We start from the raw sequence: 15,669 nt of genomic DNA on the forward strand, positions 1-15,669 counted from the left end.
TTGGAGGCTTAGGGACCCTGATGATCTAGCGGACCCGAGCTGCGATTGCGCCAGAGCGATTGCGGCCCCTGTCGCGTGATTGCGGCTACCGCAGGCGTCGTCGCCAATCGCTCGGCGTTTCACCGGTCAATCGCCTGAAGGCCGCGGCGAAGGCCGTCTGCGAGGCATAGCCAAGCTCCGCCGCCACCAAGGCGATCGATGTATCGGTGTCGCGCAGCATGTTCATGGCCTGCTCGAGCCGGTATTGGCGCAGCCAGGCATGAGGCGTAAGTCCTGTGCTCTCCTTGAAGGCACGGCAGAAGTGAAAGCGCGACAGGCCGGCATCCGCAGCCAGCGCAGCAAGAGAAACGTCAGCATCGCTATCCGAGCGCAGGCGTTCGATGGCGCGACGCAGTGTCGTCGGCGCCAATCCGCCCAGCGCTGGCTGGAACGTGGTCGGCGCGCCCGCGTGCGCAGCCAACAGACGCGTTGCCAGAAGATCCGTCAGCTGATGCCTGAACAAGGCATCCAGAGCCGCGTTGCCTTCGAGGGCATCTGCCGCGCTCAGGAGCAGCCGGGACGTGATGAGATCGGCATGTCCCGTTCGCTCCAAGAGTGCGCCGGGGCCGTCCTTGTCGGCTTCGCGCGCCACCCGCTCAAGCGTCTTGTGAGGAAGATAGAGCTGGACGACGTTGACGAGCCCGGGAATATCCCATCGGGCGCTTGAGCCGGCCGGAATGATCGTGACGACGCCCGAACGCGCTGTACCAATCGCAACGGATTTTCCGTTGCGCCGCTCCAGCCGCTGCACCCCGGTAGGGTAGGCCATGATGACATGATCAGCCATGGGCTCGACGACGTCGTGCAGAGCGCCATGTTGCCAATAGGCGATCGCGCCGCTGGACGGGTCTGAAGCCATGCGAAGCGGTGCGGTCTTGAGTACGCGGGACATTTCCGCATCGGCGGGACGCCGGTCGTCGACCGGCAGGTCGCTCTGGTGCGCGCTAGGTGCAACTAGCAGAGCCTTCAGAGGATCGTGCGGGATCGGGTTGCTCATGGTTGTGTGCTCGCATCGGGGTGTGCGTCTAAGGGCCGCAAAATTTCGATGCGAGTAGTAGGCGCGTAGAACTACGGGGGCTTTCCCGAAGCGACCGTGCTTTGCCTGATTCCGCCAAAAGCCGCTGCAAGCGCCAAGCGACTGAGGTCGTCGATCTGGCGCGGTGGGGATGGGCGGTTCGGCGCCTTCACAAACGCTCGATGGAACCGACCGGGACTTGCTGAAAGATTGAGCGGACGTCTTTGCTGGCGAGCCCAATCACTTTGAAATTGCTCTTGAAATGACTTTGCGGAGATTGATCCGGTAGCTGCTGGAACCACACCTCGCTCCATTGGACGGCCTAGACGGCCGAGCCTGACCTCCGGTAATAAAATGCCACTTCGAAAGGCGAACATCGCCTGCTCCGACTCCCACCGATGAGATCGACCCGCATGGCACAGGCGGCAGCCTTCGGACAGAGGCTCGGACAGTTCTTGCACCTGAAGGGTGCGCCTCCCTCGCTTATCACGCGTTCACTGCGCAGCGTCGAGCTCGCGGTCACAGAGACCCGGGATGATAACCCCGTGCTGGGTCTTTCCGGCTCGCTGATCGCGGAGGACGCCTTTCTCGTCAGCCTGAAACTTCACGATTATCCGGACTGCGAGCTCTGGGAGCGCGGCAGGTGCATCATGAAGGCGGATGTCCGGGCAGGGACAACATATCTGTACGATCTCAAGCGCGATCCGCGCTACGTTATCAACAAGCCGTTCCATTCCCTCTTTTTCTATCTTCCGCGCTCTGCACTCGACGGCATCGTGGAGCAGTCCGGCGCGCCGCGCATCGGCGAACTCGACTGTCGGATCGGCGTTAGCCATGACGACGAGGTCGTGCGTCAGATCGGCGCGTCGCTGCTACAAGGGCTGCGTCGGCCGGACGAGCCCAACCAGCTTTTCGTCGATCACATGATGCTTGGCGTTCAGCGCGCACATTGCCCAATCCTATGGAGGGCTCCAGCGCATCACAAAACCGTCTCGCGGCGGTCTTGCCCCGTGGCAGGTGAAACGAGCCTGTGAAAAGCTCGACTCCGATCTGGGTGGGAAGTTCTCACTGCAGCAAATCGCGGCTGAATTCGATCTCTCGGTCAGCCATTTTTCACGCGCATTTCGAATCTCCACCGGGCTGCCGCCACACCAATGGCTGCTTCGTCGGCGACTAGAGGCGGCCAAGCAGTTGATGACGGTCCGCGATCTGCCGCTGGCCGAGATCGCACTATCGGCCGGTTTTGCCAATCAAAGCCACTTTACGCGTGTGTTCTCGGCCGCGATCGGCGTCAGTCCGGGCGTTTGGCGCCGCGAAACACATGGCGCGTGGGACGGCGAGACGTAGTCCAGGGCAATGTCAGGGCGATCGGCCTGATAGACGACGCTTCGCCAGCGAGATGGCGTAGGCGGCGCGGCGCGCCGCGAAAATCTCGTCCGGCGGATGACCGATACCTTCGGCGAGATTTGTCGGATCGAAGAAGTCCGCGTCGCACGCCTTGTTTGGCTCGACACCGGTGATCACGATTGTTCCCAGCCGAACCTCTTCCCGACTGTCCTCGTCCGGCCATCGGAGAGTCACGTCGACAGTGGGATCACCGGGACGGTCCAGCAGCGCCAGCACACTGAAGCGGGCGTCGCGTGCCGCAATTCGGTCTTCGAGTTCATCGTGGGGGAAGTCTGCAGACTTCGTCTTGATCCCCTTTATCGGCGCGGCATCTCCGCCGACGGGGACGACCTTGAACTTGATGAACCGTGTCACCCCCATCGAATTCGTTGCTGGAAAGGCGTGCACGCCCCAATAGGTCGTGGCAGTAAAACTCGCGTGCGGCGGAAGCGCCGCGATGTAGTGGGCCTGATGAAGCGTCTCGGGATTGGCGGCGGAGAACGCCTTGATTTTCTCCAGATCCGGTCGTCCGTCGGGTCCCGGAATGCGAGCGCTCAGGAAAGCCAGCATTTGGTCGAGGGTTCTCGCAAAATGCACCGGTGCGCTTTGCGTGAGAATATCCGAGCGAGAGCGACCGCCCCCAAGCCTGAAACTAAAGCCGCGCAGCACGAGGTTGTCGGTGTCGGCCAGTCCTGGATCGCCACCGTCGATCGAGAAGCGCGCCAGCACGCGTGACGGTCTCGTGAAGCTCCTGGATATCGTGATTTCGCCCGCGCGATCGGACGGGAGGTAGGTCCCGTGGACACATTGGCCCTTGGCAAAGCTCGCGCGTACCCTTGCGGGATTGCCGGCTGCCGCTGTCAGGGCGTCAACAATCAACTCAGGCGTGGTGGTACCGACCCGGAATTGGGACATGGCGGGTCTTGGGTTGACCTGCAATGATCTAGCGAACCTTTTGCCGGCCTAGCCCAGAGTGATTGATCTGATTGCAGGGCGATTGGGAGGTCATTGTTTGTCTCCATCTTTTGGAAGTTTAGGGACACTGATCATCTAGCTGGTCGGAGCTGCGATTGCGCCAGAGCAATTGCTGTACCTGTAGAGCGATTGCGGCTACCGCATATGTCGCCGCCAATCGCTCGGTGTTTCGCCGGTCAATCGCCTGAACGCCGCGGCGAAGGCGGTCTGAGAGGCATAACCAAGCTCCGCTGCCACCCAAGCGATTGATGCATCGGTGTCGCGCAGCATGTTCATAGCCCGCTCGAGCCGGTGTTGGCGCAACCAGGCATGAGGTGAAAACCCAGTGCTCTCCTTGAAGGCACGGCAGAAGTGAAAGCGTGACAGACCAGCATCCGAAGCGAGCGCGGCGAGAGAGACGTCCGCGTCGCTATCGGATCGCAGGCGCTCGATGGTGCGGCGCAAGGTGGTCGGTGAGAGCCCACCCGCGGTTGGCTGGAGCGTGGTTGGCGAGCCGGTGTGCGCAGCCAGGAGGCGCGTGGCCAGGAGGTCTGTCAGCTGATGCCTGAACAGCAAATCCAGGGTCCCATTGCCCTCCAGCACATCGGCTGCGCTCAGGAGCAACCGGGAAGTGATTGGGTCGGGATGGGCCGTTCGCTCCAGGAGATCGATCGATGTGGCGGCCTCGGCTTCGTCGGCCACGCGCTTCAGTGTTGATCGAGGAAGATAGAGCTGAACAACATCAACAGGCTTCGGAATATCCCACCGGGAGCTTGATCCGGATGGAATGATTATCACGACCCCGCGACGAAACGTTCCAGTCGCAAGCGATCTTCCTGACCGCCGCTCCACGCACTGTATCGAGCCGTTGTACGCCATGATGACGTGATCGGTCATGGGCTCGACAACATCGTGCAGAGCTCCATGTTTCCAGTGCGCGATGGCGCTATTGGAGGCGTCCGAAGCGATGCGAAGCGGTGCGGTCTTGAGGACACGTGCCATTTCTAGATCGGCGGGACGCCGGTCGGCGACCGGCAATTCAGTCTCGCGCTCGCTAGGCGCGACTAGCGGAGCCCTCAAAGGATCGTTCGGGATCGGCTTGCTCATGGCTGTGTGCTCGCATTGCGGACCAGGACTTGCGTGCTCGGCGTGACTTGCGGCCGGCGCGAAGCCGACGCTACTGGCTGCCCTTGGGTGTGCGCTTGACCTGCAATGATCTAGCCGAACCTCTTGCCGGCCTACCCCAGAGTGATTGATCTAATTGCAGAGCGATTGCTGCTTACCGCATGTCGTCGTCGCCACCCACAACACATGTTTACGAAGCTTGCTTGGGAGCTAAACGCTCTCATGAACTCGATGTCGGTTTGGAAGGACAATGAGGCGGCCCCAGAACCGCTGTTTCATGCTTTCAACACCGCCATTACCGTTTGGCACGTCACCGATTGGCTTTGGCAATACAGTCCCGAGCTACGCATCAAGCTGGCCACAAAATTTCAGTTTGTGTTTGAGGAAACCCCTACCGGCATAAAGAGGGGCCTTGAGAAATTCCAGGATGCTGTCGTTCCGCACTGCGACGCGCTGGGCGTTTGCCGAGAGATTGTGACCGGCTCTAAGCACATGCGGAAGAACAAGGTCGACCCGAACATCAAAGCCCAGGCGGTTTGGGCCAAGGCAATCGATGGCGCCGGATTCGCAAGACCTGGCGACCAGGTTAGGATCGCGACTCGCGGAAAGCAGCTCTGGCCCGCTTCTTGAAAGCGCCTCGCTTGGGGACCCAGGGTCAATCGACGATGAGCGCCGCTTGGCCGCTTAGCAGATATACGCATTAGCCGGCGACCAAACGGTGCCCGAGTTCGACGAAGTCAATCGTTCGGCGTCGCACGTGACGCGCTCAGAACGCGTCAGTAGGTGGCATTGGGGAATTCCTATAGGAGTCAACCGCAAGATTGGGGTCGTAGTTGGGTCCAATCCGCATTAGAGTATCCCTTCCCAGGGGATAGGATGGTCGAATGACGAAACAGCACGTCCACGAAAGCCATGGCCAGATCGTCAAGCGCTTGAAGCGCGCGGAGGGCCACCTTCGCCGCGTCATCGAGATGTTCGACGACGGCCGCTCGTGTCTGGATCTGGCACAACAGCTTCACGCGGTCGAGAAGGCGATCACGGAAGCGAAGCGGACGCTCATTCACGATCACGTCGACAACTGTCTCGACGTCGTGGCCAACGGCGGCTCGAAGCCCACTAAGACCGTGCTCGCCGAATTTAAGGCGATCTCACGCTACCTCTGATCTGGAAGCCGGCCAATGTTTTCTCGAAAGTTCATATGGATGCTCGGGCTGGTCGCCATGGTCGTGGTGGGGGCATTCGCGGTCAGGGGGCCGGGCGTGTCGGCGCTGCGCAAGACGGCGGACATCGCCTCGGCGGAGCCGCCGCAGCGAGCCAAGCCGCCGGCGGAGGAGCGTAAGCCCGTCATCCGGATGGACGAAGAGCGGATCGCGCTGGCAAAGATCGAGCAGGCCAAGTCTGTCCCTGCGACGCTTGCCATGCGTCTGTCTGTCCCGGCTGTGATCGCGCCGGACGCCGATCGCGTTGCGCACGTGTCGGTGAAGCTGTCGGGAACCGTTGCCGAGCTGCGCAAGAACATCGGCGACGAGGTCGAGAAAGGCCAAGTTCTCGGAGCGCTGGAGAGCCGCGAAGTCGCTGATGCAAAGAGCGAATACATGGCCGCCCGACTGTCGAAGGACTTGCAGCAGGACCTGGCGGCCCGCGACAAGGCGGCCTGGGAGAGCAAGGCGATACCCGAGCAGCAATACATCAAGTCGCGCAACGCAGCGTCGCAGACGGCGATGCGTCTCGACATCGCTCGGCAAAAGCTGCTCGCTCTGGGGGGCGACGAAAGCGAGATTGCCGCGATTCCGCAGGCGCCCGAAGGGACGCTGAGGCTCCAGAACGTCCGTGCGCCGATCTCCGGACGGGTTGTGGAGCGCAAGGTTGAACTCGGGACCGCAGTGGGGCGGGATAATCTCGAGACCGAGCTCTTCGTCATCATCGACCTCAGCCGAGTCTGGATCGAGATGACGGTCAACTCGTCCGACCTACCGGCGGTCCGGGAAGGGCAGAGCGTCGCCGTGTCGATCCGTAGCGGAAGCAGCGCAGGTATGGGCAAGATCATCTTCGTCAGCCCGCTGCTGGACAAGGAAACTCGGTCCGCGCGCGTTGTCGCCGCCCTGGACAATCCGGATCGCGTGTGGCGTCCCGGATCGTTCGTGACGGCGGCGATCGCAGTAGATTCGCGCCAAGTCCCGGTGGCAGTCCCGGCGGCCGCCGTGCAGACGGTGGATGGACGCAAGGTCGTGTTCGTGCGAACGCCGGAGGGGTTCGAAAAGCGTGACGTCGCGCTCGGTCGTCGCGACGACGGGATCGTCGAGGTCATGTCCGGGCTTTCCGCCGGCGAAACGATCGCGGCCTCGAACACCTTCCCGTTGAAGGCGGAACTCTCCAAGCCGGGCGACGAGGAGTAAGATGATCGCGCGCATCGTCGATTTCTCCGTCAGGCGTCGCTGGCTGGTTCTGCTGGTAGTGCTGGTCGCTGCCGCGTCCGGCCTGTGGTCGCTGACCAGGCTGCCGATCGACGCGGTCCCCGACGTAACCAACGTCCAGGTACAGGTCAACGCGGTGGCGCCGGCGCTCACGCCGGTCGAGATCGAGAAGCAGGTCACCGTCACTCTGGAGACGGCGCTGGCCGGCATACCCGGCCTGGAGTCGACGCGCTCCTTCTCGCGGAATGGGTTCGCGCAGGTGACCGTCGTCTTCGTCGACGGAACGAACATTTACTTCGCGCGGCAACTCGTTGCCGAGCGCATCAACGATGCCAAATCCTCATTTCCTCCGGGGGTTGAGGTGAAGATGGGACCAGTCTCGACGGGTCTCGGCGAGATTTATTGGTGGGCCGTCGAATACGAAAAGCCCGGCGCCACCGCGCCCATCCGTGATGGCGAGCCCGGCTGGCAGACCGACGGCACCTACCTCACGCCGGAGGGCGAGAGATTAGCGGACGACTTCCGCCGGACAGTTTACCTGCGGACCGTGCAGGACTGGCTCGTCCGTCCGCAGATGAAGACGGTGCCCGGTGTGGCGGGCGCGGACGCGATCGGCGGTTTCGTCAAGCAGTATCAGGTGCAGCCTGATCCTGCGAAGCTCGTTGGCTACGGCCTCTCCTTCAAGCAAGTCATTGAGGCGATCCAAGCCAACAACGCCAGCAGGGGCGCCAACTACATTGAGCAGAACGGTGAGGGGTACGTCGTCCGCGCCGCCGGACGTGTCGAGAACGTCGAGGACATCGGACAGATCGTGGTCTCAACCCGCAATGGAGTGCCAGTGCGGATCAAGGACGTTGCCGACGTCACCATCGGCAAGGAGTTGAGAACGGGCAGCGCCAGCGTCGACGGGCGCGAGGTCGTGCTTGGGACGGCCCTGATGCTGATCGGTGGGAACAGCCGTACCGTCGCCGCCGCAGCGGACGCCAAGATCAAGGAGATCGGCAAGACGCTGCCGCCGGGCATCCAGGCCCGCACCGTGCTGAACCGGACGCAGCTCGTTGACGCCACGATCCACACGGTCGCGACCAATCTCGCCGAAGGCGCGCTGCTGGTGATCGCCGTGCTGTTCCTGATGCTGGGCAACTTCCGGGCAGCCCTGATCACCGCCTGCGTCATTCCAATCACGATGCTAATGACCGCGACGGGCATGCTGCGTGGGCAAGTCAGCGCGAACCTGATGAGCCTTGGGGCGCTCGACTTCGGCTTGATCGTCGACGGCGCCGTGATCGTCTGCGAGAACAGCCTCAGGCACCTCGCCGAGCGTCAGATCGCCTTGGGGCGCGCCCTGACGCGCGACGAACGCCTCAAGACGGTCACGGAATCCGCGATTGAGATGATCCGACCGACAGTCTACGGCCAGCTCATCATCATCATCGTCTACGTGCCGCTGCTCGCCTTTACCGGCGTGGAAGGCAAGACGTTCGAGCCGATGGCCCTGACGGTGATGATCGCGCTGGCCACGGCCTTCGTGATCTCGCTGACCTTCGTTCCAGCGGCGACCGCGATCGCCCTGACCAGGCCGGTGAGGGAGAGCGAGAACCTCCTCGTCCGCCAGCTGAAGGACGTCTATGCACCGATCCTGTCGCGAAGCATCGCAAATCCCGGCCTGGTCGTTGCCTCGGCAGCCGTCCTCTTCGCAGCCTCGCTCGCCGTGTTCTCGCGCCTGGGGCAGGAATTCACGCCGACGCTCGACGAAAAGAACATCGTCATGGAGGTGAAGCGCGTGCCGAGCACGGCGCTCGCCCAAGCCCAGGCCATGCAGCTCGAGATCGAGAAGGTAATCAGCAAATTCCCACAGGTGGCGTTCGTATTCTCGCGCACCGGTACGCCGGACCTGGCGGCCGATCCGATGCCGCCGAGCGCATCTGATACCTACATCATCGTCAAGCCGCAAAGCGAATGGCCCGATCCGTCGATGACCAAGGACGATCTCATTCGGGAGATCGAGGCAGAGGCGACCAAGCTTCCCGGCAACAAGGTGGGATTCTCGCAGCCGATCGAGATGCGCTTTAACGAGCTCATCGCAGGGGTCCGCGAGGACCTCGGCGTCAAGGTGTTCGGCGACGACTTCTCGGAGATGCAGCGGACGGCATCCCGCATCGCGGACGTCCTGAGAAAGATCGATGGTGCCGAAAGCGTGAAAGTGGAGGAGACCAGCGGGCTACCGTTCCTGGAGATCCGGATCGACAAGGCCGAGATCGCGCGGCGCGGCCTCAATCTCGCAGACATCCAGGATCTGGTCGAGACCGCTGTCGGCGGCCGCACAGCGGGACTGGTGTTCGAGGGCGACCGGCGCTTCCACATAGTGGTCCGGTTGAACGACGCACTGCGTAGCGACATCTCCGCACTGGAAAGCCTGCCGGTGCCATTGCCGCATTCGAATCCGAATGCGCCGGCGGCGACCGTGCCCCTGAGCGCCGTCGCAACGTTCGAGCAAACGGAAGGGGCCAACCAGATCAGCCGCGAGAACGGCAAGCGGCGCGTCGTCACCACCGCCGAGGTCCGCGGCCGGGACATCGGATCGCTGGTCTCTGAAGCACAGGCGAGGGTCGCGGAACAGGTGAAGCTGCCGCCGGGGAGTTATCTGGCTTGGGGCGGACAGTTCGAGAACTTCTCGGTCGCGCGCCAGCGGCTCGCCATCGTCGTCCCAGCATGCTTCGCTATGATCTTCGTGCTTCTCTTCGGGGCCCTGGGGTCGGCGCGGGATGCGCTTCTAGTCTTCAGCGCCGTGCCGCTTGCGCTCACCGGCGGAATCGCCGCGCTATGGCTGCGCGGTATGCCGTTCTCTATATCCGCTGCAGTCGGCTTCATCGCCTTGTCGGGCGTCGCGGTGCTCAACGGTCTGGTCATGTTGACCCAGACTCGGTCGCTGATCGATGGCGGCGCGCCTATTGCTCGGGCGATCCGCGAGGGGGCCTTGACGCGCTTCCGTCCGGTCGTGATGACCGCGCTGGTCGCGTCGCTTGGCTTCGCGCCGATGGCGTTGGCCACCGGGACGGGTGCCGAGGTGCAGAAGCCGCTTGCCACCGTCGTGATCGGCGGGCTGCTGACCGCGACGGTATTGACGCTTGTGGTATTGCCGGCACTCTATGCTAGGTTCGCCAGGCAGACGGTGCTCAAGCGAGCCAATGAAGGAAACGGCATGCAACGGGCGGCCGAATGATTGGTAGCTTGGTTATTCTGACCTTTCTGCTGCAATTCGATCGAGACGTAGCCGGTGCCGATGATCGGTCATCAGGTGCGCCCCACCCAGGACGGCGGCCAGCGTTCCCAGCCCGGTCCCGCCGGCAATCAGGAACATGATTAGCAATTGATATTTTACCGCATCAACCGGTTCGACGCCCGCGAGAATCTGGCCAGTCATCATCCCCGGCAAGGAAACGAGGCCGATCGCCGCCATGCTGTTCATGATCGGCATGAAACCGCTTCTCAACGCGTCCCGTATGATTGGCAGCAGGGCTTGGTATCGAGTGCCGCCGAGTGCGAGACAAGATTCTACGGCGGCTCGTTCCCGCACGAGGCTATTTGTCAGCACGTCCAAGCCCAGGCTTATTCCGGTCATGGTGTTACCCAGGATCATGCCCAGCAAAGGCAACGCGTAGCGCGGATGATACCAAGGATCGGGGCGTAGTTCCGTCAGGAGCGCGAACATCGTGACGGTACCGGCGGCGAGAAGTGTGCATCCGGCGCCCAAACCGTACTTCCAAACGCCCGGAAGGCGCCGCTTCTGCCGCGCGACGATTTCCCGCGAGGCGAAGAGAACCATGATGATGGCTGCAAGGGCTGTCCAAAGAGGCGACACCGCGGCAAACAGGAACGTCAGCACGTATCCAACGAGGACGAGCTGAACCACCATGCGCACGGTCGCGATGGCCAGTTGTTTCTCAAGCTTGAGGCGGAGAACAAGCGAGAGAACGCCGTCCATGGCGACAAGGAGCGCGGGTAGGGCCAGATCACTGTACGAAAGCTGGATGTAGGTCACGGCCGGCTTTCCTCGATGCTACCGTCGGGGCCCATCGCGAATATCCTTGACCCGACGCGGCGGGCTTGAGCGTTGTCGTGGGTGCTCCAGATGACGCTCGTTCCATTCGCAATGCGTTCGGTGATCAAGGATTCGACGGTGGCGGCGGATGCCGGGTCGAGCGCCGAAGTTGGCTCGTCCAGCAGAAGCACCCGCGATCGCAGCATGAGCGCCCGCACAAGCCCCAAACGTTGTCTCTCGCCGGTCGAAAGTCTTTGGATCGGCCATGGTCCGCAGTCGTCCGGAAGCCCCAGGCGCGTGACCAGCGGTAGGGCATCACCCCAGGCCGTGAAGTGCTCTTGCACGGTGTCGGACCACCAGCCGGGCTCGGCGGCGAGGTAGGTCACTCGCTTTCGCCAGGCGGGGCCGGGCATCGCCTCTCTCAGCGTTCCGTCAAGCTCGACCGTCCCTTCGTTGGGATCGAGGTCTGCGATGGAGCGAAGCAGCAAAGTCTTCCCGACCCCAGAAGGCCCTTGCAAGGCGACGCATTCGCCGTCCTGCAAGTCGAAGGACACGGAGATGTGCAAGCGCTTGAGTCCGCTGACCGTCAGCATGCGTCAAAGCTTAAGTTGTAGCCGATCGGCAGCGCGCCTGGCGATCTCCGCCGGCGCCTCGTCCGGGTAGGGATGCACCGAGCTGACATTGATCTCGCCGAGCACGTAGCTGTCGCTCCCGTCTGCCTGGACGGGGCCGAGCATGAAGTCGGCGTCCCAGATCGCGGGCAGGTCACCTCGCGCGATGTCCAGCAGCGAGGTTAACTGTGGCGTCCACTCGTCCTCCATCAACCGACGCAGCCGCTGGAAGCGGGGATCTGCGTTCGACGTGTAGAGCCGCGCTCCGGCCTCGGAACGCGCGGCCGGCGAGTCGACCAGGGCTTTGACTTTGTGATGGCCGAAGCCGGCGCAGCGATCGCCTGCCATGTAGCAGCGCACCACGCCTTCGCTCAGGCGCGGCTGGAACGGTTGATCGATCACGCTGCCGCTTTCGAAATACTCAGCGCAGCGGCGGAGAAAATCATCCAGCGTCAGTTCCTCGGGCGCGTCCTTGGTCGCGTCCAGCACTCTGATCATGGGGGCGGTCGGCAGTCTCTCGACCTTCCAGACGCCTTGACCACCGTTGCCCCGGTTGCGCTTGATCACGCGTGGACCGGCGGCGAGCCGTGTCGGCAACTCGGCGCGCATCGCCTCGGCGGTTTGATATAGCGCCGTGTCGCATCCCCACCCCATCGGGCGGGTACGATAGAGTACCTCCTTGGTACCCATCTTGAGGATGACGTCCGGATGAGCGCTGACCCACACGCCGCGGGCGGCGACGTCGCGCAGCAGGGCGTCGAGGCCAGCGCGATTTCGACCGTCTTGAATTGGGTTTACCCAGACGAGTACGCCGTCCACCGCGAGCAACTGCTCGCGGACCTCCTCGGCGAAAGTTTCATCGTAGATCGCCGGGCGTGCTTCGATGCCCACAGCGGCGAGCGCCTCGAAGACGTGGACAAAGCGGCTGTTCTGCGGGGTCGTATCCCGCCGCGCGGCGGCGTCGCCTCGCGAGAGAATGGCTATTGAAGGTGAAAAAGGCTGTCGTTCGGGGTCCATGCGCAAGCTCCACGTGTTGCGTGCTGCGCAGAGCTTGGACCGAAGTCTCACGGGGAGTCTGCTTGTCCCCTCTAAAACATCCTACGGAAATCCTTCTAACGGTTCAAGCCGGCGGTAATGGTGCTCATTCCATGTCTGCTGCTGTGCCGTCGACCCTTGATCCAGCGCAAAAGGACTTCGTCGGCCCACGTCGGATCGTGAGCCATGAAAATGGCTGGCGAACCAGGACAAGAAAACGAGATTCCCGAGCCTAAGCCTTCGCGGCTGGAGGAAGCTCTTAAGATTATCGAGGAGTACGCGAAGGACCTTAGAGAGATCATTAAAAAGCTCCGTCAGCACCTCCAATGAGCCCGCGCCGTAATCGCACCACGGTTCAGATTGAGCGCGTTCGTATGACGCGCGACCGCTCTCGGGGTGGTTCCTAAGGCAGAATGAATTCTTTGTGACGCACTTGGACGAGGGGCTTGATCGAGCCTGACAAAGCCCCCCGTTGACAGCCTCGCCGTCAGGGTTTTTATTCGAGGTTCGGGGATGTGCGATCTCCCCGCGAGGCGATATGCCCAAGAATCGCGTCCTGGATCACCAAGGGCGCAGCATGTCATCTTATACCTCGATCTCCTTTGAAAAATTGGCACGGCTGATCGGCACGGCGAACGCGCCGACGCTGATCGATGTGCGCATCGCTGAAGATTTTGCCGCCGATCCGCGGCTGATCCCCGGCGCGGTTCGCCATTCGCACGTCGATGTGCAGCATTGGGCCTCTCGGATGACTGGCCAATCCGTGGTCGTCGTCTGCAACAAAGGCCAGAAGCTCAGCGAAGGGACGGCCGCCTGGCTGCGTTGTGGCAGCGTGGCTGCCGAAGTTCTCGAAGGCGGACACCTGCGGCTGGGCTGCCGCGGAATTGCACGCAGTCCCGGCCGACAAGATTCCGAAGCGCGACGGGCGGGGCCGTACGGTCTGGGTCACGCGGTCGCGCCCCAAGATCGATCGCATCGCCTGTCCTTGGCTGATTCGCCCCTTCGTCGATCCAACGGCCCAGTTCCTCTATGTGACGGCGTCGGAGGTCGAGGCTGTCGCCGAGCGTTTCGGCGCGACCCCGTTCGACATCGAGAACGTGTTCTGGAGCCATCGCGGTGATCTCTGCACCTTCGATGTGATGGTTCAGGAGTTCGGGCTTTCGACGCCAGCACTCGAACGACTGACGACGATGGTGCGCGCCGCCGATACGGCGCGGCTCGAACTTTCTCCAGAAGCGCCCGGTTTGCTCGCCGCTTCGCTCGGACTGTCGCGCATGTTCGACGACGATCTCGAGCAGTTGAGCGCTGGCATGCTGCTGTACGACGCGTTCTACCGCTGGGGCCGCGACGCGACCAAGGAGACGCACAACTTGCCGACCAACAAGGCGCGGTCGTGACCGGTGCCGATCACTTCGCCTGGGGCAGGGACAACCAGGAGAACGATCATGCGGAATCGAGCAGTCTTGTCTGCAGCGCTGCTGCTGACCATCGCCAGCGGCAGCGCGCCCACCTATGCGCTCACCCAGGATGAGCTCGTCGCCAAGATCGAGGCGGCGGGCTACTCGAAGGTCAGCGACATCAAGTCGACCGCCGAGGGCATGACTGCGACGGCGATCAAGGATGGCAAGCAGGTTCATCTCGTCATCGACAGCAGCGGCCAGATCAAGCAGCGGGATTGAGTTCACAATGATGAAACTGAGGATGATCGTCTGTGCGGCTATCCTGCTGCCGGGAGCAGCTATGTCGGCACCGGCTAACGAACCGCTGGTGGAACATGACTCGATTGCCACCCTGACCCTCGGTGCAGCCATCACTCGGCCGCCCGCGACCGAAACGTTGCGTGGTGTGGTCGACAGCATCGACCAGGGCCGCAACACGATCGAGATACGGCTGTCTCAAGACAGGGAGGAGTTCTTCAAGGTGCAGGACGGCCTGATCTTCGACGCGGTCCGCTTTGGCGACCCCGTCGAGATTTCCGTGCAAACCATCTCCGGCGCACGAACCATCGTGCGCCTCTCGAAGCAATAGGAAGGCGGGGGCTTTTCGCCGCCGCGGAGAACGCGCCGCGGCTCCCGAACCACCTCAAGGAGCAATTCAATGCGAAGAAACACGATCTCGGCTTTTATTGGCGCCGGCTGCTGCCTGTTTGCGTCGACTGCCATCGGGCAGACCTTCGACTGGAAAGTATTCAGCGAGCCTTTCATCACGTCGGCACGGGCTCAAAGTGTCGATTGGCGGAAGATCGACGAAACGTTGGGCCGCAAGCCGGCCGTCTCGGACGACGTGCATCGCTATGGGTTTGCGCGCTCTGACCTCACGGTGACCCTGGATGGCGTCACCATCAAGCCGGCTTTGGCTCTTGGCGCGGGTGGGTAGCGTTCAAGCCGACGCATGGTGGTGTCATGGTGATGGGCGATCTGGTGCTGCTGGAGACCGAGATCAATCCGGTGATGGCCAAGATGATCGCGGGAGGACTCGAGATCACGGCGGTCCACAATCACCTGCTGCGCGCGAGTCCAGCAACCTTCTACATGCATGTCGCCGGCCATGGCGATCCCGCCAAGATTGCCGCCACAATCCGTGACGCACTCGCCGAAAGCAAGACACCGTTGACGAGTGCGCCTCCCGCAAGCCCGCCTCCCGCGGTTGATCTGGATACGGCACAGCTCGATCAGATCATCGGTGCCAAGGGGCAAGCCAATGGCGGCGTCTATCAGTTCGGCGTAAAGCGGCGCGACCCGATCTCGGAAAACGGCATGCCGCTCACCCCGGTTGGTGCGATGGGCGTCGCGACCGGCATCAACTTCCAGCCGACCGGTGGTGGCAAGGCAGCCATCACTGGTGATTTCGTGCTGACCGGCGACGAGGTCAACCCGGTGATCACGGCGCTTCGCACGCATGGCATCGAGGTGACCGCGCTGCATAGCCACATGCTCGACGAGCAGCCGCGGCTGTTCTTCATGCACTTCTGGGCCAATGACGATGCCATCAAGCTCGCCAAGGGCCTGCGGGCTGCGCTCGACAAGACGGCAAGCACAAAAACCTGAT

Annotated in this window: 13 protein-coding genes and 3 pseudogenes; 10 read left to right on the forward strand and 6 right to left on the reverse strand. The window is 62.5% G+C overall.

Annotation, left to right across the window (positions count from 1 at the left end; genetic code table 11):
* Window positions 1–85: 85 nt before the first annotated feature.
* Window positions 86–1,036, reverse strand: coding sequence for a helix-turn-helix domain-containing protein (locus ACVWW1_RS06035; protein ID WP_207830464.1), 951 nt, complete (start codon window positions 1,034–1,036; stop codon window positions 86–88).
* 431 nt (window positions 1,037–1,467) lie between these two features.
* Here ACVWW1_RS06035 and ACVWW1_RS06040 point away from each other — a divergent pair.
* Window positions 1,468–2,401: pseudogene (locus ACVWW1_RS06040) on the forward strand (helix-turn-helix domain-containing protein).
* A gap of 12 nt (window positions 2,402–2,413) precedes the next feature.
* Here ACVWW1_RS06040 and ACVWW1_RS06045 read toward each other — a convergent pair.
* Window positions 2,414–3,355 (reverse strand): catalase, encoded by a 942-nt coding sequence (locus ACVWW1_RS06045; RefSeq protein ID WP_456655192.1) that lies wholly within the window; start codon window positions 3,353–3,355, stop codon window positions 2,414–2,416.
* 195 nt (window positions 3,356–3,550) lie between these two features.
* A complete protein-coding gene (locus tag ACVWW1_RS06050) occupies window positions 3,551–4,501 on the reverse strand; it encodes a helix-turn-helix transcriptional regulator (RefSeq protein ID WP_456655193.1) in 951 nt (316 codons plus the stop codon).
* Window positions 4,502–4,741: 240 nt separating this feature from the next.
* Here ACVWW1_RS06050 and ACVWW1_RS06055 point away from each other — a divergent pair, with 240 nt between their 5' ends.
* The 4 genes from ACVWW1_RS06055 (at window position 4,742) to ACVWW1_RS06070 (ending at window position 10,156) form a co-directional block, all read left to right on the forward strand.
* A complete protein-coding gene (locus ACVWW1_RS06055) occupies window positions 4,742–5,149 on the forward strand; it encodes a hypothetical protein (RefSeq protein WP_456655194.1) in 408 nt (135 codons plus the stop codon).
* A gap of 254 nt (window positions 5,150–5,403) precedes the next feature.
* Window positions 5,404–5,682 (forward strand): metal-sensing transcriptional repressor, encoded by a 279-nt coding sequence (locus ACVWW1_RS06060; RefSeq protein ID WP_456655195.1) that lies wholly within the window; start codon window positions 5,404–5,406, stop codon window positions 5,680–5,682.
* Between the two features lie 39 nt (window positions 5,683–5,721).
* Complete coding sequence (locus ACVWW1_RS06065; RefSeq protein WP_456655196.1) at window positions 5,722–6,915, forward strand: efflux RND transporter periplasmic adaptor subunit; 1,194 nt, start codon at window positions 5,722–5,724, stop codon at window positions 6,913–6,915.
* A 1-nt stretch (window position 6,916) separates the two neighbouring features.
* A complete protein-coding gene (locus tag ACVWW1_RS06070) occupies window positions 6,917–10,156 on the forward strand; it encodes an efflux RND transporter permease subunit (RefSeq protein WP_456655197.1) in 3,240 nt (1,079 codons plus the stop codon).
* Window positions 10,157–10,168: 12 nt separating this feature from the next.
* Here ACVWW1_RS06070 and ACVWW1_RS06075 read toward each other — a convergent pair whose 3' ends face one another.
* The 3 genes from ACVWW1_RS06075 to ACVWW1_RS06085 are packed head-to-tail and all read right to left on the reverse strand — an operon-like array spanning window position 10,169 to window position 12,603.
* Entirely contained in the window at window positions 10,169–10,975 is an 807-nt protein-coding gene (locus ACVWW1_RS06075) for an ABC transporter permease (protein ID WP_207830449.1), read from the reverse strand.
* Entirely contained in the window at window positions 10,972–11,568 is a 597-nt protein-coding gene (locus ACVWW1_RS06080) for an ABC transporter ATP-binding protein (RefSeq protein WP_456655198.1), read from the reverse strand. Before ACVWW1_RS06080 ends, ACVWW1_RS06075 begins: the two co-directional genes overlap by 4 nt.
* Window positions 11,569–11,571: 3 nt before the next feature.
* A complete protein-coding gene (locus ACVWW1_RS06085; protein ID WP_456655199.1) occupies window positions 11,572–12,603 on the reverse strand; it encodes a Cj0069 family protein in 1,032 nt (343 codons plus the stop codon).
* 204 nt (window positions 12,604–12,807) lie between these two features.
* On the opposite strand from ACVWW1_RS06085, the gene ACVWW1_RS06090 reads away from it, so the two are divergent.
* The 5 genes and pseudogenes from ACVWW1_RS06090 (at window position 12,808) to ACVWW1_RS06110 (ending at window position 15,668) form a co-directional block, all read left to right on the forward strand.
* Complete coding sequence (locus ACVWW1_RS06090; protein WP_456655200.1) at window positions 12,808–12,951, forward strand: hypothetical protein; 144 nt, start codon at window positions 12,808–12,810, stop codon at window positions 12,949–12,951.
* A 247-nt stretch (window positions 12,952–13,198) separates the two neighbouring features.
* Window positions 13,199–14,018: pseudogene (locus tag ACVWW1_RS06095) on the forward strand (chromate resistance protein ChrB domain-containing protein).
* Between the two features lie 48 nt (window positions 14,019–14,066).
* Entirely contained in the window at window positions 14,067–14,300 is a 234-nt protein-coding gene (locus ACVWW1_RS06100; protein WP_456655201.1) for a hypothetical protein, read from the forward strand.
* Window positions 14,301–14,307: 7 nt separating this feature from the next.
* Window positions 14,308–14,649: a hypothetical protein gene (locus tag ACVWW1_RS06105; protein WP_224924472.1), complete on the forward strand. Its 342-nt coding sequence runs from the start codon at window positions 14,308–14,310 to the stop codon at window positions 14,647–14,649.
* 69 nt (window positions 14,650–14,718) lie between these two features.
* Window positions 14,719–15,668: pseudogene (locus ACVWW1_RS06110) on the forward strand (DUF1259 domain-containing protein).
* Window position 15,669: the final 1 nt, after the last annotated feature.

It is taken from the genome of Bradyrhizobium sp. JR3.5, from assembly GCF_054057015.1.

What these genes read in the sequence shown, in the direction of transcription:
- ACVWW1_RS06035 (WP_207830464.1), bottom strand. Translation starts at nt 1,036, where the DNA reads ATGAGCAACCCGATCCCGCACGATCCTCTGAAGGCTCTGCTAGTTGCA.
- ACVWW1_RS06045 (WP_456655192.1), bottom strand. Translation starts at nt 3,355, where the DNA reads ATGTCCCAATTCCGGGTCGGTACCACCACGCCTGAGTTGATTGTTGAC.
- ACVWW1_RS06050 (WP_456655193.1), bottom strand. Translation starts at nt 4,501, where the DNA reads ATGAGCAAGCCGATCCCGAACGATCCTTTGAGGGCTCCGCTAGTCGCG.
- ACVWW1_RS06055 (WP_456655194.1), top strand. Translation starts at nt 4,742, where the DNA reads ATGAACTCGATGTCGGTTTGGAAGGACAATGAGGCGGCCCCAGAACCG.
- ACVWW1_RS06060 (WP_456655195.1), top strand. Translation starts at nt 5,404, where the DNA reads ATGACGAAACAGCACGTCCACGAAAGCCATGGCCAGATCGTCAAGCGC.
- ACVWW1_RS06065 (WP_456655196.1), top strand. Translation starts at nt 5,722, where the DNA reads ATGCTCGGGCTGGTCGCCATGGTCGTGGTGGGGGCATTCGCGGTCAGG.
- ACVWW1_RS06070 (WP_456655197.1), top strand. Translation starts at nt 6,917, where the DNA reads ATGATCGCGCGCATCGTCGATTTCTCCGTCAGGCGTCGCTGGCTGGTT.
- ACVWW1_RS06080 (WP_456655198.1), bottom strand. Translation starts at nt 11,568, where the DNA reads ATGCTGACGGTCAGCGGACTCAAGCGCTTGCACATCTCCGTGTCCTTC.
- ACVWW1_RS06085 (WP_456655199.1), bottom strand. Translation starts at nt 12,603, where the DNA reads ATGGACCCCGAACGACAGCCTTTTTCACCTTCAATAGCCATTCTCTCG.
- ACVWW1_RS06090 (WP_456655200.1), top strand. Translation starts at nt 12,808, where the DNA reads ATGAAAATGGCTGGCGAACCAGGACAAGAAAACGAGATTCCCGAGCCT.
- ACVWW1_RS06100 (WP_456655201.1), top strand. Translation starts at nt 14,067, where the DNA reads ATGCGGAATCGAGCAGTCTTGTCTGCAGCGCTGCTGCTGACCATCGCC.
- ACVWW1_RS06105 (WP_224924472.1), top strand. Translation starts at nt 14,308, where the DNA reads ATGATGAAACTGAGGATGATCGTCTGTGCGGCTATCCTGCTGCCGGGA.